Raw genomic sequence first — 19,752 nt, forward strand, 5'->3', positions numbered from 1 at the left:
TATGGTGAGCATGTGTTGCGTTTAAGTGAGTTAAGGCTCCCACTTGATCATCAAGATGATGATTTAACCTCGCAAATAATTAGAAGACTTAGGATTAAGTCTTCAGATTTAAAAAGCACAAGGATTTATAAAAGAAGCATTGATGCAAGAAACCATGAACAAATTCAGGTAGTTTATAGCGTAGATGTTGAAGTTTATCAAGAAAGTCAGTTGCTTAAGCGACACTTGGGCTCTAAAGGCATTCGTAAGACACCGGAATTTAAATATGAGCAGGTTGCTAAATTCTCTAGAGGTTTCTATAAGACAATTCAGCGACCCATTATTGTAGGGGCAGGCCCTTGTGGCTATTTTGCCGCTCTGACACTTGCTCAAATGGGTTTGAGGCCTTTACTCATTGAGAGGGGGAAAGCGGTTAAGGAAAGAACATTAGATACTTTTGCTTTTTGGAAAGGTCATTCGCCTTTTAATCCTGATTCAAATGCTCAGTTTGGTGAGGGTGGCGCTGGAACATTTTCAGATGGGAAGCTTTATAGCCAGGTAAGTGACCCTAAGCAATATGGACGAAAGGTACTTGAAGAATTGGTTTTGAGTGGGGCTAATCCAGAGATTCTTACACTGCATCATCCTCATATAGGCACCTATAAATTGGCTACAGTGGTTAGAGGTCTTAGGAAAAGAATTGAGGCCTTGGGGGGAGAATTCCTATTTGAAGCTTGTCTAGAAGAGTTGCTTTTAGAGCCTTTAAATGATATTAACTGCTTGGTAAAATCTTCTAGAATTATTGGCATAAGACTTTCATCTGGGGAGATTTTACATACACGTAATATTGTTTTAGCTATTGGCCATTCTGCTCGTGATAGCTTTGAAATGCTGGAAAGAGTGGGGGTATCCCTAGAAGCAAAACCTTTCTCGGTTGGCTTAAGAGTAGAACATCCTCAGGACTTGGTTGACCGTGCACGTTGGGGGCTAAAAGCAGGTCATCCTCGATTAGGACATGCCGAATATAAGTTGGTGCATCATTCACATAGTGGACATTGTGTATATAGCTTTTGCATGTGCCCCGGTGGTCTTGTGGTTGGGTCAACTTCTGAAAAAGGATGTGTGGTAACTAATGGTATGAGTCAACATTCGAGAAATGAACGTAATGCAAATGGGGCCCTGGTTGTTAACTTGAAAAAAAATGAACTTTTAAAGTATGAGAGATGGTCAGGTGATCCTTTTGCTGGTGTCGCTTTGCAGAGAGATTTAGAGCAAAGAGCTTTTAGGATGGGAGGTAGTAATTACTGTGCTCCTGTCCAACGATTAGAGGATTTTTTATTAGGGAATACTACGAAGTCGCTTGGGCAGGTTAAACCCTCATATTTGCCTGGAATAAAACTTGCGGAATTAAGTCAATCTTTGCCTGATGAGATTATTGATGCGATCAAAGAAGCAATTCCAAAATTCTCTAAATACTTACATGGATACAATCATCCTGATGCATTACTTACAGCAGTAGAGACTCGAACATCGTCCCCAATTCGTATATCTAGAGACAAGAATATGGAGTCCGTTAATGTGCAAGGCTTAATACCTGCAGGTGAGGGGGCTGGATATGCAGGAGGGATTTTGTCTGCTGGTATTGATGGCATAAAAGCCGGCGAAGCTCTTGCTAGAAAGTTGTTGGATAGTAAATCTATGGACGAGAGATAATACCACTCCATTGGATTGCTTTTTTTTTGTCTCTTCGCCACGAATTAAAGAGACTTGGGTGAGATGCTGTACAAACATTACTCAGCGTGACTTGACAGGTCTCTAACCCCGCTAGTTCAAGTTGATATTTTGCTATTAGTTTAATGTCTAGGAAAATTTTTTTCTTATCATTTGTTTTAATTATTGCTCCTAGTTCTCTGAGCTCTTCAACAATTTTTTGACTATTATTTGAATAAAGAGTTTTATCGCATTTTAAATTCTTTATTATTTCCTCCACAACACCTAGTTCTACTGGATATTTGTTGCTGCAAATAGCAGGACCTATTGCTATCAGCAATGAATTTTTATTAACTCCCTTCTCCTCCATTTTCCTGATTAGTCTTGGCAAAATTCCCAAGGCGAGACCTCTCCATCCAACATGGCAGGAGGCAACTTTGCCTTGGGCATTGTCTGCTAATAGAATGGGCATGCAGTCCGCTGAATATACCCACAAACTTTGTTTTTTGTTATCACTTATTAGGCAATCTGCTTGAAAAGGGGTTTCCTGATTAGTCTCTGATGCATTGATAATCTTATTGCTATGTATTTGCTTTAAATAGTAAGCCTTAACGTCTTCGGCCAGGCCTTTAGACAAATGAATGGGATCTAAAGAATCTTTCCGTTTGGTAAAGAAACCGTGTTTAAATCCATTGCCTGAGAGTAGATCTGATTGAAGATAGTATGAGCCTGACTGATTTACCCAAGTCCAGTTTTTATTTTCTGGTAACAATTTGATTGGACTTAAATCTCTATTTTCAGGTCTATCTAATGACAATTTGCTTATATTCTAGGAAGGTCACGCAACATCCAGAATCCAGTAAAGCTTTGGACCTCTGGAGTCGACTGTATTGCTATGAATTGCAATCCCCCAGCATTCTCTCTTGAGTGCAAAAGTTTCTCTTCGGTATTTTTTGCAGTCGCTTTGTCGAGATCAGTGACTAGCCATCGATCTTCTTGCCCTGCCTCTAGAAGCAGTTGATTCCCCTCTATTAGAAGTCTTACTGGCTCAAGTCCTCCAAGCCAACCTGCTAAGGCAAGTGATCTCGATTTGCTAAAAATTCTGAGGCCTGGAATTTGTAGATTCTCGTCCTGTACATTGCCTATAGGGGTTAATCCACTGAACTCCATAGGCCACTCTTCTGCTTCTCGTAATAGTCCTATGGAAAGTGATGCCAAAGTCAATGCATCACCACGAACTGCCTCAGGCAAAGGAACTGCTTGATTGAGGATTGGCGTAGGTGGAGGAGCAAGGGGGCCTGCCATATATCCCTTTTGTGTTGGATATAGATCTCTTTCTCTCTCAGTTAACCATTGGCAAAGTGAATATGTTCGGCGGCTAGGAATCACCTCAATGTTTAAGGCAGTAGCAGCTTTCTTTACCATGGTTTTCATTGAAGTTCGCCAGCATCGAATCCTCAATGGAATCTCCCAACCTTGTTTTTGAGCCTCTGCAAGAGCTTCTTTAATTGCCTCTGTAAGCCAAAGAGAATTAACCTCTGATGCAGGACAACATTTTTCCCATTTAAAGGGAGCAGAGCCAGAGGCATCTTCAGTACTAATAATTAATAGCTCCCATCTTTTTTTTCCATCTGGCTCAATAATTGGCCTTGAGTAAAAATCAAGTTCCCAATCTGCTCTTTTTGGGGTTGTTAGTTGTTCTTCAGGAGTATTAGACATTATTCGTTAATTTCTTCTTTTACTGGCTCTTGTTTAAGTAAGTTGCGAACTTTGTTTGCTCTTTCGGAGGCTTCTTGCATCAGCTTATCTTTTTCTATAAGTATTTCTCCAGGAGGACCTTCCAGAAGAGCTGTATTAAGGCCGATACGTCCCCGGCCTGGATCTAGTTCAGTGATGAGGGCTTTTACTTGATCGCCATGTGTAAAAACTTCTCTAAGTGATCTTAGTGAACCATTAGTGATTACCGACTGATGAAGCAAACCACTTACTCCGCCTAAATCAACAAAAAAACCATAAGGCTTTATTGCAACTACTTTGCCTTCAACTAGTTGACCAATTTCTAATTGTGCAAATCGAGCCGCAATTGTTGCTCTTTTTTCTGAAAGAACGAGCTTCCTCGTGTCTGGGTTTACTTCTAGGAATGCAACTCCAAGAGATTTGCCAACAAGACTTTCATGCTCTTCTCCGTGTTCAAGTTGCGAACGTGGAATGAAACCACGCAACCCTTCTAAGTCACAAGTAACACCTCCTCGATTGAAACCATTGATCTTTACTTGAACAACTTGGCCTTTTGCTTCCATCTCACGAACTTTGTCCCAACTTTTACGAAGGGCAAGTGCCCGGCAACTGATGGTTACCATACCGTCGGCATTTTGATCTCTAGTAACAAGGACTTCAACCTCCAAGCCTTTAGGGAATTTTTCTTTGAGGTTTGTGATAACCCCTAGACCACATTCGTTTTTAGGCATGAAGCCAGGGGCTTTCCCACCAATGTCAACGTAAACCCCATCACTTTCCACCCCAATAACAGAACCTTTAGCGACCTCTCCAGTGCTGCCAATGGGCTCGTTTTCATCTAGAGCTGCGAGGAACGCGTCTTCATCAAAGTCAAAGTCATCAACACTTCTTGAGAATTGGGTTTGTTGGTCTTCGGCTGAATTTGTATTTTGATACTTGCCGGGTGTTTGGCTGTTTCCAAGAAGATCTCCCATCGTTACCCCCTGGATATCTTCTAGATCAAACCGATTGTCATTTTTTATAGGCTTGCTCAAACCAGTTCTTGAAGGAACATTGGATAGTTGTTCTATTCCTTTTCCAGTATTCGTTTGGGATTTATTGGTTTCATTGGCTGTTTCTTGCTCTGCGTTGCTTTCTGAAGGCGCAGCGGCTTTTTCGTCCCGCCGACTGATGTGCATTACTTGCAGTGGCTTCCTGGCAGCCTCTGCAGGAGGCTTTGGTGGAATTGGTTGGTTCGATTTCGGACTGCTGCCGGATCCGGCCATAGGGACCTGGGGGGTCGTCGATGGGCCATTCTTACAGGCAATGTGAGGTTCTTTTCGCTGTTAAGAATTGATGACTTTGAATTTTCGCCGCTTTGATTATCTCTCTTGGCCAGAAGCTGCAGTTGCTGCAAGGGCTAAAGGGTCTACTTTGATTTGGCCATTTGGGGCTTGTGAGCAGCATGGACCACATTTGCCGTTAGTTACAGATAACTTTTTTGCTGAACAAATTCTTCTAAAGGTTCTTGATCGAATGCCGAAGGAATGTCCCTTATGGATGCTCCCTTCTCAAAGTTTTGGCTTTTCTCCTGAGCATTCGTCTTTCCCTGGCACTATTTCAATTTCTGCATCATTGTTATTGCAGATTGTTATGGAAGTTGGTGAGCAATTGGCCTCTTTAGGCGTTAGAAGACTTTTGTTTTTTAACGCCCATGGTGGCCAAATTGGGCTCTTACAGGCTGCAGGTCGCGAGCTTCGTATGAAATGCCCCGAAATGGCTGTTTTGCCTTGCTTTATTTGGAGTGGTGTTCAAACTATCAACGACGTAATTCCGCCGAAGGAAAGAATCGGAGGACTTCATGCCGGTTTAGCAGAAACAAGTTTGATGCTTTCTCTAGCACCTGAATTAGTTGGTGGAGATAGACCATCGGATGGTGTTTTGAGTAATCAGACAAATCCCTCTGAACCACCATATGGCTGGTCTCTAGAAGGACCAGCCCCATGCTCATGGCTTACAGAAGATCTAAGTCAAAGCGGGGTTATTGGGGATAGCAGCAAGTCGAGCAGGGCTCTTGGACAAAAGATTGAAGAGGCTTTGATCTCCCACTGGGTTGAGCTTTTCAGCAGTCTTATGGCAAGTAATTGGCCTCCTGTGAAGCCTTTCTCATCGAGTTGATTTAACTACTTAATAACACTGAACATGATATTTGCGAGAGAGATGGTTAAAGTCACTCCCACTGCTTAGCTTAGTTAAGATTCATGCCCACCCTTGAATCACCGGTTCTTTCAGTTGTGGACGGCCAGGAGGACCTATCTGTAGCCCTTCCCGACTTCACCACTGAGACCTACAAAGACGCATACAGCCGAATCAATGCAATTGTGATTGAAGGAGAGCAGGAGGCTCATGACAATTACATGTCTATTGGGACACTCCTTCCTGATCAAGCCGACGAGTTGAAAAAGTTGGCTCGCATGGAACTCAAGCATATGAGGGGATTCACTGCTTGTGGGAAGAATCTGGACGTTGTAGCGGATATGGAATTCGCTAAAAAGTTTTTTTCACCTCTGCATGGAAACTTCCAGAAAGCTTTGCAAGAGGAGAAGCTGACAACCTGCTTTCTTATCCAGGGAATCCTTATAGAAGCTTTTGCTATTTCGGCTTATCACGTTTATATCCGTGTAGCTGACCCGTTCGCGAAGAAAATTACTGAAGGTGTTGTTCAAGACGAGTACCTTCACCTGAATTATGGCCAGGAGTGGCTAAAAGCCAATTTAAAAACTTGTAAGGACGAGCTTATGGAAGCAAACAAAGTAAACCTTCCGCTCATCCGCTCAATGTTGGATGAGGTGGCGAAGGATGCTTCCGTGCTCCATATGGATAAGGAGGAACTAATGGAAGAATTCATGATTGCTTACCAAGATTCTTTAACTGAAATCGGTTTAGACAACCGAGAAATTGCTCGAATGGCTCTTGCAGCAGTTGTTTGACTTGAATTAGACCTAGGTTAATAACTTAAATAAGACGGTTTTCTTATAGTCCCCTGGTACTAATTCTTGGTTCCGTGGGACGATAGTGGATTAATGTCCTCCTACAAGGCTATCTAATTAGCTCGGATACGCATACTCCATTAAATGTTTGGATTAATCGGACACTCCACAAGTTTTGATGACGCAAGGCGAAAAGCCTTTGATCTTGGCTATGACCACATAGCTGAGGGTGATTTGGATGTTTGGTGTAGCGCTCCCCCTCAGCTTGTAGAGCATGTTGAGATTGTTAGCCCTTCTGGGAAGAGTATTGAAGGTGCGTATATCGACTCTTGTTTTGTGCCTGAGATGTTGGGCCGTTTTAAAACAGCTCGTCGCAAGGTCCTAAATGCTATGGAACTTGCTCAAAAGAAGGGAATAAGTATTACAGCTTTGGGAGGCTTTACTTCCATAATTTTTGAGAACTTCAATTTGCTTCAACATCAGCATGTTCGAAATACAATTCTTGAGTGGGAGAGATTTACAACAGGGAATACTCATACCGCATGGGTAATTTGTAGACAACTTGAAATTAATGCTCCGTCTATAGGGATTGATTTAAAGAAGGCTAGGGTCGCAGTAGTTGGAGCTACTGGGGATATCGGAAGTGCCGTTTGTAGGTGGCTCTCACAAAGGACTGGAGTTGCTGAACTCCTTTTGGTCGCTAGGCAACAAAATCCTCTTAAAGAACTTCAAGCAGAATTAGGCGGAGGGAGAATAATGTCTCTAGAAGATGCTTTGCCTGATGCTGACGCTGTGGTTTGGGTGGCAAGTATGCCGAGAACTTTAGAAATTGATGCAACTAAATTGAGGAAGCCTTGTTTAATGATTGATGGTGGCTATCCAAAGAATTTAAGCTCAAAACTTTCTGGGTCGGGTGTACATGTCTTAAAGGGTGGCATAGTTGAGTTTTTTGCTGATATTGGTTGGAACATGATGGAGTTAGCGGAGATGGAAAAACCTCATAGACAAATGTTTGCTTGTTTTGCTGAGGCGATGCTTCTGGAATTCGAGAATTGCCACACTAATTTTAGTTGGGGGCGTAACAACATCACTCTTGAGAAAATGGACTTTATTGGAGAGGCCTCTGTTCGCAATGGGTTCTCCACACTCAACTTGAAGACCCCTCTTCAGGTAGCTGCTGCCTGAACTAATTCTTTTACTCTCTCCTCCTGAAATGGCTAGACGTTATCTGCTCGAGTTTGAGAAACCCTTAGTTGAGCTTGAAAAGCAGATTGAACAGATTCGTGAACTGGCCAGAGATTCAGAGGTAGATGTTAGTCAGCAATTGCTTCAGCTTGAAACGCTTGCTGCGAGGAGAAGGGAAGAAATCTTCCAAGCACTAACACCGGCGCAGAAAATTCAGGTTGCTAGACACCCACATAGACCAAGCACATTAGATTTTATTCAGATGTTTTGTGAAGACTGGGTTGAATTGCACGGCGATAGAACAGGAAGTGATGACCAGGCTTTGGTTGGTGGTATTGGGCGAATAGGCCATAGATCGGTGATGTTAATTGGACAACAAAAGGGAAGAGACACTAAGGAAAATGTTGCAAGAAATTTTGGGATGGCCACGCCTGGGGGCTATAGAAAAGCACTTCGCTTAATGAATCATGCAGATCGTTTCAAGTTGCCGATCATAAATTTCATTGATACACCAGGGGCCTATGCGGGTTTGCAAGCTGAGGAGCAAGGACAAGGAGAAGCAATAGCAGTGAATTTACGTGAAATGTTTCGTCTTAGAGTTCCAATTATTGCAACTGTGATTGGCGAGGGCGGATCTGGTGGAGCCTTAGGTATAGGAGTCGCTGATCGGCTTTTGATGTTTGAACATAGTGTTTATACAGTTGCTAGCCCTGAGGCGTGTGCATCAATTTTGTGGAGAGATGCCGCGAAGGCACCAGAAGCAGCAGCAGCTTTGAAAATAACTGCTCCAGATCTTCTTAATTTGGGAGTCCTAGACGAGATTATTAAAGAACCAGCCGGAGGAAATAATTGGGCCCCTCTCAAGGCCGGAGAATCACTTAGAAAGGCCTTAGAAAGTCATTTAGACGAGCTGTTGTCATTATCCACTGAACAATTACGTGAATCGCGATATAGGAAATACAGGGCGATTGGAAGGGTTCTCGAACAAACTACTTCTGAGACGGCTTAAGTGCTTAAATTCTGAAGGGTTGTCTTTTCTATTTTGCCTACAGTACTGATAACAGGGGCCTCTAGAGGAATAGGAGAGGCTGCTGCAAAGAAATTTGCCAATGCTGGTTGGGACTTGTTATTAGCCTCTCGAAATTCCGATTCTCTTAAATCACTATCTCAGGAGCTTCGTTCCACAGGCAGGTCAATTGCTACTAAATCGATTGATTTTTCAAATCCAGAATCTATTTCACCTTCTTTAGCAGTACTTCTTCAGAAGGGAGATGCCCCTTCAGTTCTAATCAATAATGCAGGTGTTGCATGGACTGGTGATCTCTTGCAAATGTCATTAAACCATTGGCAATGGATGCTTCAAGTAAATCTAACTAGTGTTTTTCAGATTTGCGCTGAAGTTGTACCAGTTATGCGTGATAAGGGAGGATTGGTTATTAATGTAAGTAGTCATGCTGCTCGCAATTCTTTCCCTCAATGGGGTGGATATTGCGTTTCTAAAGCTGCTTTGGAAAGCTTTACTCGTTGCTTGGCTGAAGAAGAGCGATCAAATGGTATTAGGGCATCAACCCTTACTTTGGGTTCAGTTAATACCACATTATGGGATCAAGAAACCGTCAATAGTGATTTTGATCGTCATGCCATGCTTTCTTCTGATCAGGCTGCTTCAACCCTTCTTTACATGGCAGAACAACCTTCATCGCAACTTATAGAAGACCTTACTTTGATGCCAGCGAAAGGTGCTTTTTGAATAGCCTATATTGTTTCAAGTAGATCAACAATATAGAAAAGTTTAGGTAAATATAAGAATAATAATCATGAAATCAAACCCCACTTCGGATTTACATTAAGCAGCATTTTGAGGATTGGTAATTTTTTACGAATGACGATGCCGCTGGATATACAAGCTTCGTTAAGCTTTGGCTAAAACCTTTTGTAAGACAGTTGATTCTTTAAGTTTTTTTATTGTTCATGAGAATCACAAATATTCAATAGACTGCTGGCGAGGATAGGCGCAGTTGAGACCACCTAAGAGTATTTAGATGGATAATCTATTCGCAGTTATTTCTATATTTTTGAGTAGGCTGTTCCTGTTGTGCTATTGATCAGAAGAGGAGATCTGCTCGTTAGCAGCTCTTAGGGAGGTCAATAAGGTTTTTACCCGCGGGATATTTTTTATTCCTGGTGCTTCTTCAAGGCTGCTTGAGGCGTCAATGCCGTAAGGAGTTGTTTCTTTAAGTACTTCTTGAAGATTTTCTGGCGATATGCCTCCTGCAAGCCACCAAGGGGACTTGAAAACTATTTCTTTTAACCAATCAAGGGGAATTCTCTTACCAGTGCCGCCAAGTTGCCCTTGACTCCAGGCATCTAGAAGTAAGGCGTCAACATGATTTGTATAACCATTGACTTTAAAAATATCCTTCTCTTGCTGGATTCTCAGGGCTTTCCACCACTTTATATTTGGAAACCTATTTCTTAGCGTAAAACATCTTTCTGGTGATTCTTCGCCATGCAACTGAATGATTGAAGGAGTGCCTTCCCCCCCTAATGCTGATTCATATGCCTGGTCGTCAAGATCTGCAACAACCCATACTCTCTCTATGTTGTGATTTGTCTTGCTTAGTGCATCAAAAAGTGCACGGCGTTTTCTCTCCTCTAGGTATCTTGGCGAGGTACTAACTCCGACAACCCCGATAGCGTCTACTCCCAGACTTGAAATTTCCAAAGCTTGACTTTTTTGGGTGATTCCACAGATTTTTATGGCTGTTGGTTTTGTCGAGCTCATTTTTAAGGCTTTTTGCTTTTGCTTTTCTAGGATTAAATGGATATTTCCTTTTTCATAGTTTAGTTAGAGAGGAAAAAGTATTGGAAGGTTGGGAACTTATGCGGATCCGGGGTATTCCCTTAAGGGTTCATCCAAGTTGGTTTTTGATTTTGGTTCTCTTTACGTGGTCTGCGGAGGGCCAGATAAGTCGGCTTGCAGAGGTTGCTATTCCTGTCTGGGTTAGCTGGGGCTTGGGACTAATCACAGCTTTGCTTCTGTTCTTTTCGGTTCTACTTCATGAGTTGGGACATTCGTTTGTTGCTATTCATGAGGGCGTCAAGGTACAAAGCATTACTCTGTTTTTGTTGGGTGGCGTGGCCAGAGTTGAAAAAGAATGTTCGACACCAATGGCTGCACTTCGAGTTGCAGCAGCAGGCCCCCTTGTCAGTCTTATACTTGCTTTTTGCCTTCTTAATTCTGTTGATTCAGCTTTAGATTTAAATCCGTTTCTTGCAAATATGGTGAGACAACTTGGCTCATTAAATCTTGTTTTGGCATTATTCAATTTGTTGCCTGGTTTGCCTTTGGATGGAGGTTTAATACTTAAAGCAATAGTTTGGCAGCTAACTGGTAATAAAAGAAAAGGCATTCAAATCGCAACCGCCACTGGACGATTGCTGTCAATATTTGCCATTGTATTGGGGATATGGCTATTTATTAGAGGAGGAGGTTTAGGAGCACTTTGGTGGGCAATCCTTGGTTGGTTTGGGTTGTCAGCTTCTAGGTCTCAAAGTCAGATGATGGCCTTACAGCAGTCTCTATGTGACTTAAGTGTAGGGAAGGCTTTAGGACGACGATTTAGGGTTCTCGAAGACGATGAGTCATTAAAAAGATTAAGTCAATTGCGACTTTCAATAAAGGATGATTCGCAAATCTCCGATTGGGTTCTTGTCTGTCGCTCTGGACGATGGGTAGGTTATGTATCTGATCAGCCTCTTAAAGAAATTCCTATTCAACAGTGGGATCAGCAAAAAATAGGAGATCATATGCGCTCTTTAAATGAATTGCCTTGCATAGGAGAAAAGGACCCACTTTGGAAGGCGGTTTTGTCATTAGAAAGAAGCGATCAGGGAAGACTCCTTGTTTTTAATCTTGCAGGATTACCTTCTGGAACACTTGATAGAACTGATCTCGGTGAAGCTGTCTTAAAGAGTCTTGGATTGCGGTTGCCTGTTTCAATCCTTAATAGTGCAAGGGAGCAAAATATCTATCCATTGGGGATTTCTTTCCCTCAGGTTGTTGAGGCAATGATTGCTTCAGGAGTAGTAGATGCACCTAACTAATTCAAGGGCACAATATATTTTGACGAGTTAAAAGAAAGCTTTTCTTTCTCATCCCTTGTAAGCTCACTTTTGTGCCAATTAATTTCTGGCCAAGATGTATTTAGCCCCATTAAGAGAAACTCTTGGAGTCCTTTTCTAGGGATTGACGATGGCGCTGGCTCAGGTGCGCAACTATTGAAAATTTCTCTCCAAAGCTTGGTTGGGGGGTCTAAGAGTATTTCTCCGTGTTGAAGCAAATATCCTTTCCGCCAGAATTGGGCACTTCCAACTCTTTTTTGACCATTGGGATCTATAAGATCGGCAATTGTTGAGGTTTGGAAGCAATCTCTATTGATTGGGCTTAAGGATTCAGTCCCAAATCTCAGTGGAAAACCAAGTTCTGCAAAGGATTTTATAAGCCAGGAAGTCGTTTGGTAATAAGCTTCTTTTCGTTTTTTGGGTGCCCCAGGCCAAACTAGTGAGTATGTCAGTCCTCCTATATGGAGGACTCCCCCACCCCCGCTCGGTCTTCTAACAATGTTGAAGGCTTCAGACTTGGCAAGTTTTGCCCAAGATTTTGGCCATTGGAGTTGATTACGTCCTATAGATAGCCAATTCCCTTCCCACTGGTAGAAGCGCAAGGTTGGTGAATTGCTGGAATTTTCAAGGCTGCTTTCTAGTAGTAACTCATCTAGGGCCATTTGTTTGGGTCCAGATGTTTTCAATAAAGGCAGCAAACGCCCATTCATAGGTTTAAGAACATAAAAGGTGTTTTGATGCTGTTGAGTTTCCTGAGATTGATTTTTTGGAATCTATTGCTTGAGTTTCCAAAAGAGCTGCTGTGTTTAAGGGTTCGTTTATAGGCTGAAAATGTCTGAATTGGGCTTTTTATCATTTATAGGTGTGACAGGGCTTTGCAAAGAATGGCTAGTTGTAGGGATTTATTGGGAGAATAGAGTTGTTTTTAAAGTTTTCCTCATGGACCCAGTAATCGACCTTGCCGGAATGCTCCTTGTTGTGGTTTTCCATGCGGGTATCTTGGCTCTTCGCTTAGGAACAGCTCTTCATAGGGCTTGATTTGTTGCTTTAGGGGCTTGGCAGGAAAGGTTCTCTGCGATACAAGCGGTTAACCGGTAAAAAACTTTGATCTCATCTCTGGAAAAATCCAGCAAGAGAAAACGGAGTCGTTCTCGCCTTCCTCAACAGAAATCATCATCTAGTTGCTCGGCTTCTTCCAAAGTAGATGCTGCAACTTTGGCGTCTACTTTGCAGCTTCAGGAGCAACGTAGAGATGTTGTATACAGTCTCATCGCTTTAGGTATGAAGTTTGGCTTACTAGTTCTTGGTGGAGTAAGCCTTCTAAAGCTGGGTTTTGCCTATTATCAACGTGTTAATAGACACGCTGAACTTACTGAAGTCCTTGATCAAGAGACTGCAAAATGGCTCGTGAAGCAAAAGAGATTTGATCGACTATTTACCCTTGGAGGAGACCGTCGCTTTATGTATGAGCAAGATCAGTGGATAGCTCCAAATAGGGTAAGAATTATTTGGCGTTAAGCTCTAAATATAAATAGACAGAATTTTGATTAAACAAATTAAGTTTAACTCGCTCAAAGATCAAAAGCTTCAAAGTCTTCTTCAATGGCTTCTACTCAAGCTGCTCCAGGCACAGTCCTTATAACTGGAACCACCTCTGGGGTTGGTTTATATGCAACTAAAGCTCTTGTTGAACTTGGTTGGAGGGTAATTACAGCTAATAGAAACCCTCTTAAGGCAGAAGCAGCGGCACTTCAGCTAGGTTTGCCATCAGCGCGTCCTAGACAGCTGCAACATATACGAATGGACCTTTCTGATTTTGAGAGTGTTCAAGAAGGAGTTGACAATTTGCTTGCTTCTCTTGATGGTCCTCTAGATGCTCTTGTTTGTAATGCAGCTGTTTATTTACCAAGACTTAAGAAGCCTCGCTGGTCTGCACAGGGTTATGAAATTTCTATGGCAACCAATCATCTAGGTCATTTTTTGTTAATTCAACTTTTGCTGGATAACTTGAGGCGATCTTCACGCCCTGTTTGGACAGGGACTTCTTGGGGAAATGAGGGCCCTAGAGTCGTGATACTTGGGACAGTTACAGCAAACTATAAGGAGCTTGGTGGAAAAATCCCTATTCCTGCACCTGCTGATCTTGGCAATCTTTCTGGATTTGAGCAGGGATTCAGAGCACCAATTTGTATGGCCAGTGGAAAACGTTTTAAGCCTGGGAAAGCTTACAAGGACAGCAAACTTTGTAATATGATAACTACACAAGAGCTTCATCGTAGATACAAAGACTCTCCAATTTTATTTAGCTCTTTATACCCAGGTTGTGTAGCTAACACGAAGTTATTTAGGAATACTCCAAAGTTATTCCAAATACTTTTTCCTTGGTTTCAGAAATTAATTACAGGTGGATTTGTAAGCCAATTGCTAGCTGGACAGCGCGTTGCTCAGGTTGTTGCCGACCCGGAATTCGCCTTGTCTGGTGTTCATTGGAGTTGGGGTAACCGCCAAAAGAAAAACCGACAACAATTCTCACAAGAACTTTCTGAACGGGCAACGGACCCAGAAACTGCTAAGAAGGTATGGGACCTTTCGATGGAATTAGTTGGCCTTAGATAAAGTCTAAGTTTTTCTATATATATTAATCAAACCCCAAAAGGTCAAATATCTCTCTATCTTTCAGAGGTTCTGCTTGAAGTCCTTCCACATTATTCAGCATTTTCTCTGCAAGTGATAGATATTCATTTTGGACTTCTATTACGCCATCTTCTTCAGGATCCATTTCAAAAATAGTGCACTTTTTAAGCCTTGAACGGCGTATTGCATCTACATTTTTAAAATGAGCCATTGTTTTTAAGCCTGTCCGCTCATTAAACTTTTCTATCTGATCTAAATCTGCTGAACGGTTGGCAATTACTCCTCCAAGACGAACTTTGTAATTTTTGGCTTTAGCATTGATTGCCTGAACAATGCGATTCATGGCAAATATTGAATCGAAATCGTTTGCAGTAACTATCAAGCAATAGTTGGCATGCTGTAAAGGAGCAGCGAATCCACCGCAAACCACATCCCCAAGGACATCAAATATCACTACGTCGGTATCTTCGAGAAGATGGTGCTCTTTCAGTAACTTGACAGTTTGTCCTGTCACGTATCCTCCACAACCTGTACCTGCCGGAGGTCCTCCACTTTCAACACACATAACTCCGTTAAAGCCTTTAAACATAAAGTCTTCAGGCCGAAGCTCTTCGCTATGAAAATCTACTTCCTCCAAGATGTCAATCACTGTTGGGACCATCTTGTGGGTAAGAGTGAATGTGCTGTCGTGTTTAGGGTCACATCCAATTTGAAGAACTTTTTTCCCTAGCTTGGAAAATGCTGCGGAAAGATTAGAAGAGGTTGTGGATTTGCCAATCCCACCTTTTCCGTATACGGCAATCACAAGGGCTCCTTCTTGAATTTGAGCGGAAGGATCTTGTTGTACCTGTACACTCCCTTCGCCATCGGTCGGGCGCGTCAGGGTTGAAGTCATTGAATGCCCTTTTTATTGTGTTGTATTCATTTAAGACTGGAATATGTTCGGTTGGTGTTTGTTTATGAAATTCGACACATTGAGTTTGTTATTTGTTCCTTTGCAGTCTTCACTACAATTATTTTAGCAGGAAAATTGAGTCAAAATACTCAGGCCTAAAGCGTTAGTCCTGGACTAAGCGATTTGTATTTTGTTCTGTGTGGTTAGGCTCTGAAGTGAACCTTTGCGTCATACATCGTTTCGCTGTCAATGTTGCGACAACCAGCTTGTCTTGCGTATTTCTCAGTATTACGGCGAACTTTGCCTCTTACGAAAAAGGGGATTTTTGCTAGTTCAGCTTTTCCTTCTGATGTCCAAACAGGTGTTCCTTCAGATGAGTAGTTAATGTCCTGTTCTTCTGAACTTGGTTCTGCTTCTTTTTCACCTTTGTGTCCACCAAGATGTCCCAGATGACTTTGGTGTCCATCTACGAACTCAAAATCATGACGGAACATTCCTATCAAATGTTCTTCAAGCCCCATCATTAATGGATGTACCCAACTGTCGAAAATTACATTTGCTCCTTCCCATCCCATTTGTGGGCTGTAACGCGCTGGGACGTCTTGAACATGCATAGGCGTACTAATAACTGCGCAAGGAATTCCTAGTCGCTTAGCGCTATGACGTTCCATTTGGGTCCCTAGTACAAGTTCTGGGGCCGCTTCAGCCATAGCAGCTTCGACTTCAAGATAATCATTGGTAATTAAGGCTTCTAATTCAAGATCCTTTGCAGCCGAACGTATTTGTCTGGCCATCTCTCTGCTGTAAGTGCCAAGTCCAACAACTTCGAAGCCAAGCTCTTCTTTGGCGATCCTTGCTGCAGCAAGGGCGTGTGTTCCGTCTCCAAAAATAAATACTCTCTTGCCAGTTAGGTAATTTGAGTCAACAGACTGTGAATACCAAGATAATTTTTCTTGGTTAGAAGATGTCCTTTCTGTCGATAAAGGCAAGGATAAGATCTCATGAACTTCTTTTAAGAAGTCATGAGTTGCATTTACTCCGATTGGGACTGTTCGACTAAAAGGCATCCCAAAATTTCTTTCAAGCCAAAGGCATGTAGATTCTGCAATTTCTGGATATAGACAAACATTTGCATCGGCTTCTGGGAGCTTTAAAAGATCCTCTGGTGTAGCAGACAATGGAGCTACAACATTTACTCCAATATTATGTTCTTGAAGTAGCTTCTTTATTTCCAGAACATCATCACGACATCTAAATCCAAGCAAGGAAGGCCCTAAAAGGTTGACAGTTGGTTGCCTATTATTGCTTTTCCATGAAGTTGGGTTGTGTTCTTTATTTGTTGGGACTTCGTTTTTTAATAGCCCGCGGACTAATTGATAAAAAGTTTCAGCAGCTCCCCAATTCTCCTTTTTACTGTATGCCGGTAACTCAAGGCTAACTACTGGTATATCAAAACCCATACCCTGAGCAAGTGAGCCTGGCTGATCTTGGATCAATTCAGCTGTACAGCTTTCTCCAACAAGTAGAGCATTTGGTTGAAAACGATCCACTGCTTCACGGATGTGAAGCTTCACAAGTTCAGCAGTATCTCCTCCTAGGTCCCTTGCTTGAAAGGTGGTGTAGGTAACTGGTGGTCGTTGCCCTCTTCGTTCAATCATTGTGAACAGAAGATCTGCGTAGGTGTCCCCTTGAGGAGCATGCAGTACGTAGTGAACTTTTTCCATTGAGGCGGCGATCCTCATGGCCCCAACATGAGGTGGGCCTTCATATGTCCAGAGAGTTAATTCCATCGAATCAAACGATTGCTTTGGTTGTTTTGTTAAGGAGATTGTGGCGAGTAAGGGGGCGGGCAAATAACTCGGCCAGATCCGCTGCTTGATCAATCCCATGAATTGGGCTGAAGACAAGCTCTATTGACCATTTCGTTGAGATACCTTCAGCTTCTAGAGGGTTCGCAAGGCCCATTCCACAAACAACTAAATCGGGGTGATATTTACGAACTCGGTCGAGTTGTTTCTCTACATGTTGGCCTTCCATTACATGCGTTTTTTCAGGCAAAAGTTTTAATTCAGGTTCCATCATTTCTCTGTTCAGATAAGGGGTCCCTACTTCAATAAGCTCCATTCCACATTCACGATGTAAGAATCTGGCGAGAGGAATTTCAAGTTGTGATTCCGGTAAAAGAAAAATTCGTTTGCCTGAAAGTTCCTTGTGAAATGGTTGTAAGGCTTTACGAGCTCTTAATACCAAAGGGTCTAAGACTTCACTAATTAAATGTTGGGTAGCTCCAAAAGCTTGGGCAGCTGTTTGCATCCACAGCAGACTTCCTTCGACCCCCAAAGGGAATGGACTTGTCAGGATTTCGGCCCCTCTATCTTTGAGCGCTCTGGCGGTGTCGCTTAGATATGGCTGAGTGAGAAGCACTTTGGTTCCTGGACCAATTGAAGGGAGCTCTTTGGAATTGCGTGGGGGGAGACTTTGGATTTTGGGTATCCCAAGCCTTTTGAATAAGGTAAAAAGCCTATCTTCTACTTGATTGGCCAGTGTCCCAACGAGCAGGAGTTGCTTCTCCTCGCTTTTGGGCAGTAGGGGAACTAGAGCATTTAGGGCTCCATCTTCTCCTTGAGTAAAGGTGGTTTCAATTCCGCTTCCTGAGTAGTTCAGTACTGTTACTTGACCTTTGAAAACACTATTTAGCCTTTCTGCGACTCTAGCTAGATCAAGCTTGATCACTTCACTTGGGCAGGACCCTACAAGGAAAAGGGTTCGTATTTCAGGACGTCTTTTTAGTAAATCTTTAACGACTCGATCTAGCTCTTCATGAGCATCTGCAAGTCCGGCTAAATCTCTCTCTTCAAGGATTGCAGTCCCAAAACGTGGTTCCGCAAAAATCATCACCCCTGCTGCACTTTGAATTAAGTGAGCACAGGTTCGTGACCCGACAACGAGGAAAAAAGCGTCAGGCATTCTTCTATGAAGCCAGACAATTGAAGTGAGACCACAGAAAACTTCCCTAGGCCCACTTTCTTTCAGCAGCGTGGCGCCACTCATCAGTTGTTCTCACAGCTTTATTAAAGCTGCCTATCTTCAGAGTAAATAGCTACTACTCACAGAAACTCTTTGGGATTGCTTCTTATTTCAAGCAATCATTGTTGTAATTCACAAGTATTTCTGGGGATTTGACGGTTTGTAGTCGTTTCATAACATTAGTAAATCTTTGTTCGGGTCATGATTTTTTTGTTGCTAATCAACTTCACAGAAAGATCTAATTACGCCAATAAGCTGAGTCAGCCTCTGATCGACTTAGTTTCCATACATTTCGACTTATACGCTTAGCAGTCAAGCCACCACGTTCAGTTTTTGCAGATCCAGGTCTAGCTCCAAGTAGTTGTGTGACCTCTGAAGTGCTTAAAGGTGCCCCTGTCTGTATTGCCAGAGCTGTTAATTCGAGCCTTTGGCGCAAAGCAAGGAGATCAGCTTTTTCTTGGGCCTCTTCTGCCAACCAATTCAAATTAGCTGTACCTTCTTGGGTCATTTTTTGCATTAGGCCCAAGCCAATTAAACCCAAGGCCTGCTCTGCTTTTAGATCAGTTTGAAGGGTGGTGGATTCTGTTGCCTCATTTTTAGAATTAGACATTTTTTATCCCTCATATGAGCTGGACGGTATCGGCTTATAAGAACCTTGCAAGTGTCCCTTTTTGGATAATTCAACAAATCGTCCAGTATTATCCGCGGAATGGAGAGATTCGCCAGCCTAGAAATCCGAGAGCGGCGACACGTTGGAAGTCCGCTCATAACAGGAACTGAGGTCCAGCCTCAGTCGTCAGGGGCAAGTTGCGTCATAACAACAGATTCAGAGACATCAAGAGTCGCCCGACAAAACAGTCATGTTCAACAAATTGAGTTGCGCACGTATGTTTTCCTGGATTCCTTGCAGCCGCAGCTGGCCGCTTACATGGGCACTGTCAGCCAAGGATTCCTTCCAATTCCTGGTGACGCCTGTTTGTGGATGGAAGTTTCTCCAGGGATGGCGGTTCATAGGGTTACTGACATAGCCCTTAAAGCAAGCAATGTCAGGCTTGGTCAGATGGTTGTTGAGAGAGCCTTTGGTTCTTTGGCTCTCTATCACCGTGACCAGAGCACAGTCCTTCACTCTGGTGATGTCGTTCTAGATGCTATTGGCAGCACAGTAAGTAGACGTAGTCCCTGTGAAGTTAGTTGGACTGAAGTGATTAGAGCAATAACCCCAGATCATGCTGTTTTGATTAATCGACAGAATCGTCGTGGATCAATGATTGAGTCTGGTATGAGTATGTTTATTCTCGAGACAGAACCTGCTGGTTATGTGCTTATAGCAGCCAATGAGGCTGAAAAGGCTTCAAATATCACAATCGTCGATGTAAAGGGAGTTGGTGCTTTTGGACGGTTGACACTTGCTGGTAAGGAAGGTGATGTTGAAGAAGCTGCAGCTGCTGCAATGCGGGCAATTGATCAAATAAATAGATAGAGAGTTTTTAT

The 19,752-nt window shown here is 42.7% G+C and carries 20 protein-coding genes; 11 read left to right on the plus strand and 9 right to left on the minus strand.

Annotation, left to right across the window (positions count from 1 at the left end; all coding sequences use genetic code 11):
- Nucleotides 1–12 precede the first annotated feature (12 nt).
- Nucleotides 13–1,692, plus strand: coding sequence for an NAD(P)/FAD-dependent oxidoreductase (locus SOI83_RS09475; protein WP_320676462.1), 1,680 nt, complete (start codon nt 13–15; stop codon nt 1,690–1,692).
- On the opposite strand, the gene pgeF is transcribed toward SOI83_RS09475, so the two are convergent.
- From pgeF to SOI83_RS09490, 3 genes are read right to left on the minus strand one after another with little or no spacing between them, the layout of a single operon-like run.
- Nucleotides 1,676–2,506 carry a peptidoglycan editing factor PgeF gene (gene pgeF / locus SOI83_RS09480; RefSeq protein WP_320676464.1) on the minus strand — a complete coding sequence of 277 codons (831 nt, stop codon included), beginning with the start codon at nt 2,504–2,506 and terminating at the stop codon, nt 1,676–1,678. The two genes, SOI83_RS09475 and pgeF, sit on opposite strands and share 17 nt — an antisense overlap.
- 5 nt (nt 2,507–2,511) lie before the next feature.
- Entirely contained in the window at nt 2,512–3,408 is an 897-nt protein-coding gene (locus tag SOI83_RS09485; protein ID WP_320676466.1) for a Tab2/Atab2 family RNA-binding protein, read from the minus strand.
- Nucleotides 3,408–4,691, minus strand: a complete 1,284-nt coding sequence (locus tag SOI83_RS09490) for a S1 RNA-binding domain-containing protein (protein WP_320676468.1) — start codon at nt 4,689–4,691, stop codon at nt 3,408–3,410. The genes SOI83_RS09485 and SOI83_RS09490 overlap by 1 nt, the downstream gene beginning before the upstream one ends.
- Nucleotides 4,692–4,761: 70 nt before the next feature.
- Here SOI83_RS09490 and SOI83_RS09495 point away from each other — a divergent pair, with 70 nt between their 5' ends.
- From SOI83_RS09495 to SOI83_RS09515, 5 genes are all read left to right on the plus strand, one after another.
- The gene (locus SOI83_RS09495; protein ID WP_320676470.1) at nt 4,762–5,583 is read left to right on the plus strand and encodes a creatininase family protein; all 822 of its coding nucleotides are present in this window, start codon (nt 4,762–4,764) and stop codon (nt 5,581–5,583) included.
- Between the two features lie 83 nt (nt 5,584–5,666).
- Nucleotides 5,667–6,395: an aldehyde oxygenase (deformylating) gene (locus tag SOI83_RS09500; RefSeq protein WP_320676472.1), complete on the plus strand. Its 729-nt coding sequence runs from the start codon at nt 5,667–5,669 to the stop codon at nt 6,393–6,395.
- A gap of 144 nt (nt 6,396–6,539) precedes the next feature.
- Nucleotides 6,540–7,580: a long-chain acyl-[acyl-carrier-protein] reductase gene (locus tag SOI83_RS09505; protein ID WP_320676474.1), complete on the plus strand. Its 1,041-nt coding sequence runs from the start codon at nt 6,540–6,542 to the stop codon at nt 7,578–7,580.
- Nucleotides 7,581–7,608: 28 nt separating this feature from the next.
- Entirely contained in the window at nt 7,609–8,589 is a 981-nt protein-coding gene (locus tag SOI83_RS09510; RefSeq protein WP_320676476.1) for an acetyl-CoA carboxylase carboxyltransferase subunit alpha, read from the plus strand.
- 33 nt (nt 8,590–8,622) lie between these two features.
- Nucleotides 8,623–9,330: an SDR family oxidoreductase gene (locus SOI83_RS09515; protein WP_320676477.1), complete on the plus strand. Its 708-nt coding sequence runs from the start codon at nt 8,623–8,625 to the stop codon at nt 9,328–9,330.
- Between the two features lie 348 nt (nt 9,331–9,678).
- Here the strand turns inward: SOI83_RS09515 and SOI83_RS09520 are convergent, their stop codons facing one another.
- The gene (locus SOI83_RS09520) at nt 9,679–10,365 is read right to left on the minus strand and encodes a phosphoribosylanthranilate isomerase (RefSeq protein ID WP_320676479.1); all 687 of its coding nucleotides are present in this window, start codon (nt 10,363–10,365) and stop codon (nt 9,679–9,681) included.
- A gap of 98 nt (nt 10,366–10,463) precedes the next feature.
- Between SOI83_RS09520 and SOI83_RS09525 the strand changes: the two genes are divergently transcribed.
- Entirely contained in the window at nt 10,464–11,687 is a 1,224-nt protein-coding gene (locus SOI83_RS09525) for a site-2 protease family protein (protein ID WP_320677749.1), read from the plus strand.
- On the opposite strand, the gene SOI83_RS09530 is transcribed toward SOI83_RS09525, so the two are convergent.
- The gene (locus SOI83_RS09530; RefSeq protein WP_320676480.1) at nt 11,684–12,415 is read right to left on the minus strand and encodes a lipoyl protein ligase domain-containing protein; all 732 of its coding nucleotides are present in this window, start codon (nt 12,413–12,415) and stop codon (nt 11,684–11,686) included. The two genes, SOI83_RS09525 and SOI83_RS09530, sit on opposite strands and share 4 nt — an antisense overlap.
- 121 nt (nt 12,416–12,536) lie before the next feature.
- Between SOI83_RS09530 and psaM the strand changes: the two genes are divergently transcribed.
- From psaM to SOI83_RS09545, 3 genes are all read left to right on the plus strand, one after another.
- Nucleotides 12,537–12,743, plus strand: coding sequence for a photosystem I reaction center subunit XII (gene psaM, locus SOI83_RS09535; RefSeq protein ID WP_320676481.1), 207 nt, complete (start codon nt 12,537–12,539; stop codon nt 12,741–12,743).
- Between the two features lie 66 nt (nt 12,744–12,809).
- Complete coding sequence (locus SOI83_RS09540) at nt 12,810–13,223, plus strand: hypothetical protein (protein WP_320676482.1); 414 nt, start codon at nt 12,810–12,812, stop codon at nt 13,221–13,223.
- 84 nt (nt 13,224–13,307) lie between these two features.
- Nucleotides 13,308–14,321: a protochlorophyllide reductase gene (locus SOI83_RS09545; protein ID WP_320676483.1), complete on the plus strand. Its 1,014-nt coding sequence runs from the start codon at nt 13,308–13,310 to the stop codon at nt 14,319–14,321.
- A gap of 22 nt (nt 14,322–14,343) precedes the next feature.
- On the opposite strand, the gene bchL is transcribed toward SOI83_RS09545, so the two are convergent.
- The 4 genes from bchL to SOI83_RS09565 form a co-directional block, all read right to left on the minus strand.
- Nucleotides 14,344–15,234, minus strand: coding sequence for a ferredoxin:protochlorophyllide reductase (ATP-dependent) iron-sulfur ATP-binding protein (gene bchL / locus SOI83_RS09550; RefSeq protein WP_320676484.1), 891 nt, complete (start codon nt 15,232–15,234; stop codon nt 14,344–14,346).
- 203 nt (nt 15,235–15,437) lie between these two features.
- Nucleotides 15,438–17,024 carry a ferredoxin:protochlorophyllide reductase (ATP-dependent) subunit B gene (locus SOI83_RS09555; RefSeq protein WP_320676485.1) on the minus strand — a complete coding sequence of 529 codons (1,587 nt, stop codon included), beginning with the start codon at nt 17,022–17,024 and terminating at the stop codon, nt 15,438–15,440.
- A 4-nt stretch (nt 17,025–17,028) separates the two neighbouring features.
- Nucleotides 17,029–18,285: a ferredoxin:protochlorophyllide reductase (ATP-dependent) subunit N gene (locus SOI83_RS09560; RefSeq protein ID WP_320676486.1), complete on the minus strand. Its 1,257-nt coding sequence runs from the start codon at nt 18,283–18,285 to the stop codon at nt 17,029–17,031.
- A gap of 214 nt (nt 18,286–18,499) precedes the next feature.
- Nucleotides 18,500–18,871: a hypothetical protein gene (locus SOI83_RS09565; protein ID WP_320676487.1), complete on the minus strand. Its 372-nt coding sequence runs from the start codon at nt 18,869–18,871 to the stop codon at nt 18,500–18,502.
- Nucleotides 18,872–18,970: 99 nt separating this feature from the next.
- On the opposite strand from SOI83_RS09565, the gene SOI83_RS09570 reads away from it, so the two are divergent.
- Complete coding sequence (locus SOI83_RS09570; RefSeq protein ID WP_320676488.1) at nt 18,971–19,741, plus strand: BMC domain-containing protein; 771 nt, start codon at nt 18,971–18,973, stop codon at nt 19,739–19,741.
- Nucleotides 19,742–19,752: the final 11 nt, after the last annotated feature.

Source organism: Prochlorococcus sp. MIT 1300 (assembly GCF_034092375.1).
Classification (GTDB): Bacteria; Cyanobacteriota; Cyanobacteriia; order PCC-6307; family Cyanobiaceae; genus MIT-1300.

Bases quoted from the DNA above. Each gene is read 5' to 3' on its own strand.
- SOI83_RS09570 (WP_320676488.1), top strand. From the start codon at position 18,971: ATGGAGAGATTCGCCAGCCTAGAAATCCGAGAGCGGCGACACGTTGGA.
- bchL (WP_320676484.1), bottom strand. From the start codon at position 15,234: ATGACTTCAACCCTGACGCGCCCGACCGATGGCGAAGGGAGTGTACAG.
- SOI83_RS09520 (WP_320676479.1), bottom strand. From the start codon at position 10,365: ATGAGCTCGACAAAACCAACAGCCATAAAAATCTGTGGAATCACCCAA.
- SOI83_RS09490 (WP_320676468.1), bottom strand. From the start codon at position 4,691: ATGGCCGGATCCGGCAGCAGTCCGAAATCGAACCAACCAATTCCACCA.
- SOI83_RS09555 (WP_320676485.1), bottom strand. From the start codon at position 17,024: ATGGAATTAACTCTCTGGACATATGAAGGCCCACCTCATGTTGGGGCC.
- SOI83_RS09560 (WP_320676486.1), bottom strand. From the start codon at position 18,285: ATGAGTGGCGCCACGCTGCTGAAAGAAAGTGGGCCTAGGGAAGTTTTC.
- SOI83_RS09500 (WP_320676472.1), top strand. From the start codon at position 5,667: ATGCCCACCCTTGAATCACCGGTTCTTTCAGTTGTGGACGGCCAGGAG.
- SOI83_RS09485 (WP_320676466.1), bottom strand. From the start codon at position 3,408: ATGTCTAATACTCCTGAAGAACAACTAACAACCCCAAAAAGAGCAGAT.
- SOI83_RS09545 (WP_320676483.1), top strand. From the start codon at position 13,308: ATGGCTTCTACTCAAGCTGCTCCAGGCACAGTCCTTATAACTGGAACC.
- psaM (WP_320676481.1), top strand. From the start codon at position 12,537: ATGTCTGAATTGGGCTTTTTATCATTTATAGGTGTGACAGGGCTTTGC.
- SOI83_RS09505 (WP_320676474.1), top strand. From the start codon at position 6,540: ATGTTTGGATTAATCGGACACTCCACAAGTTTTGATGACGCAAGGCGA.
- SOI83_RS09530 (WP_320676480.1), bottom strand. From the start codon at position 12,415: ATGAATGGGCGTTTGCTGCCTTTATTGAAAACATCTGGACCCAAACAA.
- SOI83_RS09525 (WP_320677749.1), top strand. From the start codon at position 10,464: ATGCGGATCCGGGGTATTCCCTTAAGGGTTCATCCAAGTTGGTTTTTG.
- SOI83_RS09510 (WP_320676476.1), top strand. From the start codon at position 7,609: ATGGCTAGACGTTATCTGCTCGAGTTTGAGAAACCCTTAGTTGAGCTT.
- SOI83_RS09495 (WP_320676470.1), top strand. From the start codon at position 4,762: ATGACTTTGAATTTTCGCCGCTTTGATTATCTCTCTTGGCCAGAAGCT.
- SOI83_RS09565 (WP_320676487.1), bottom strand. From the start codon at position 18,871: ATGTCTAATTCTAAAAATGAGGCAACAGAATCCACCACCCTTCAAACT.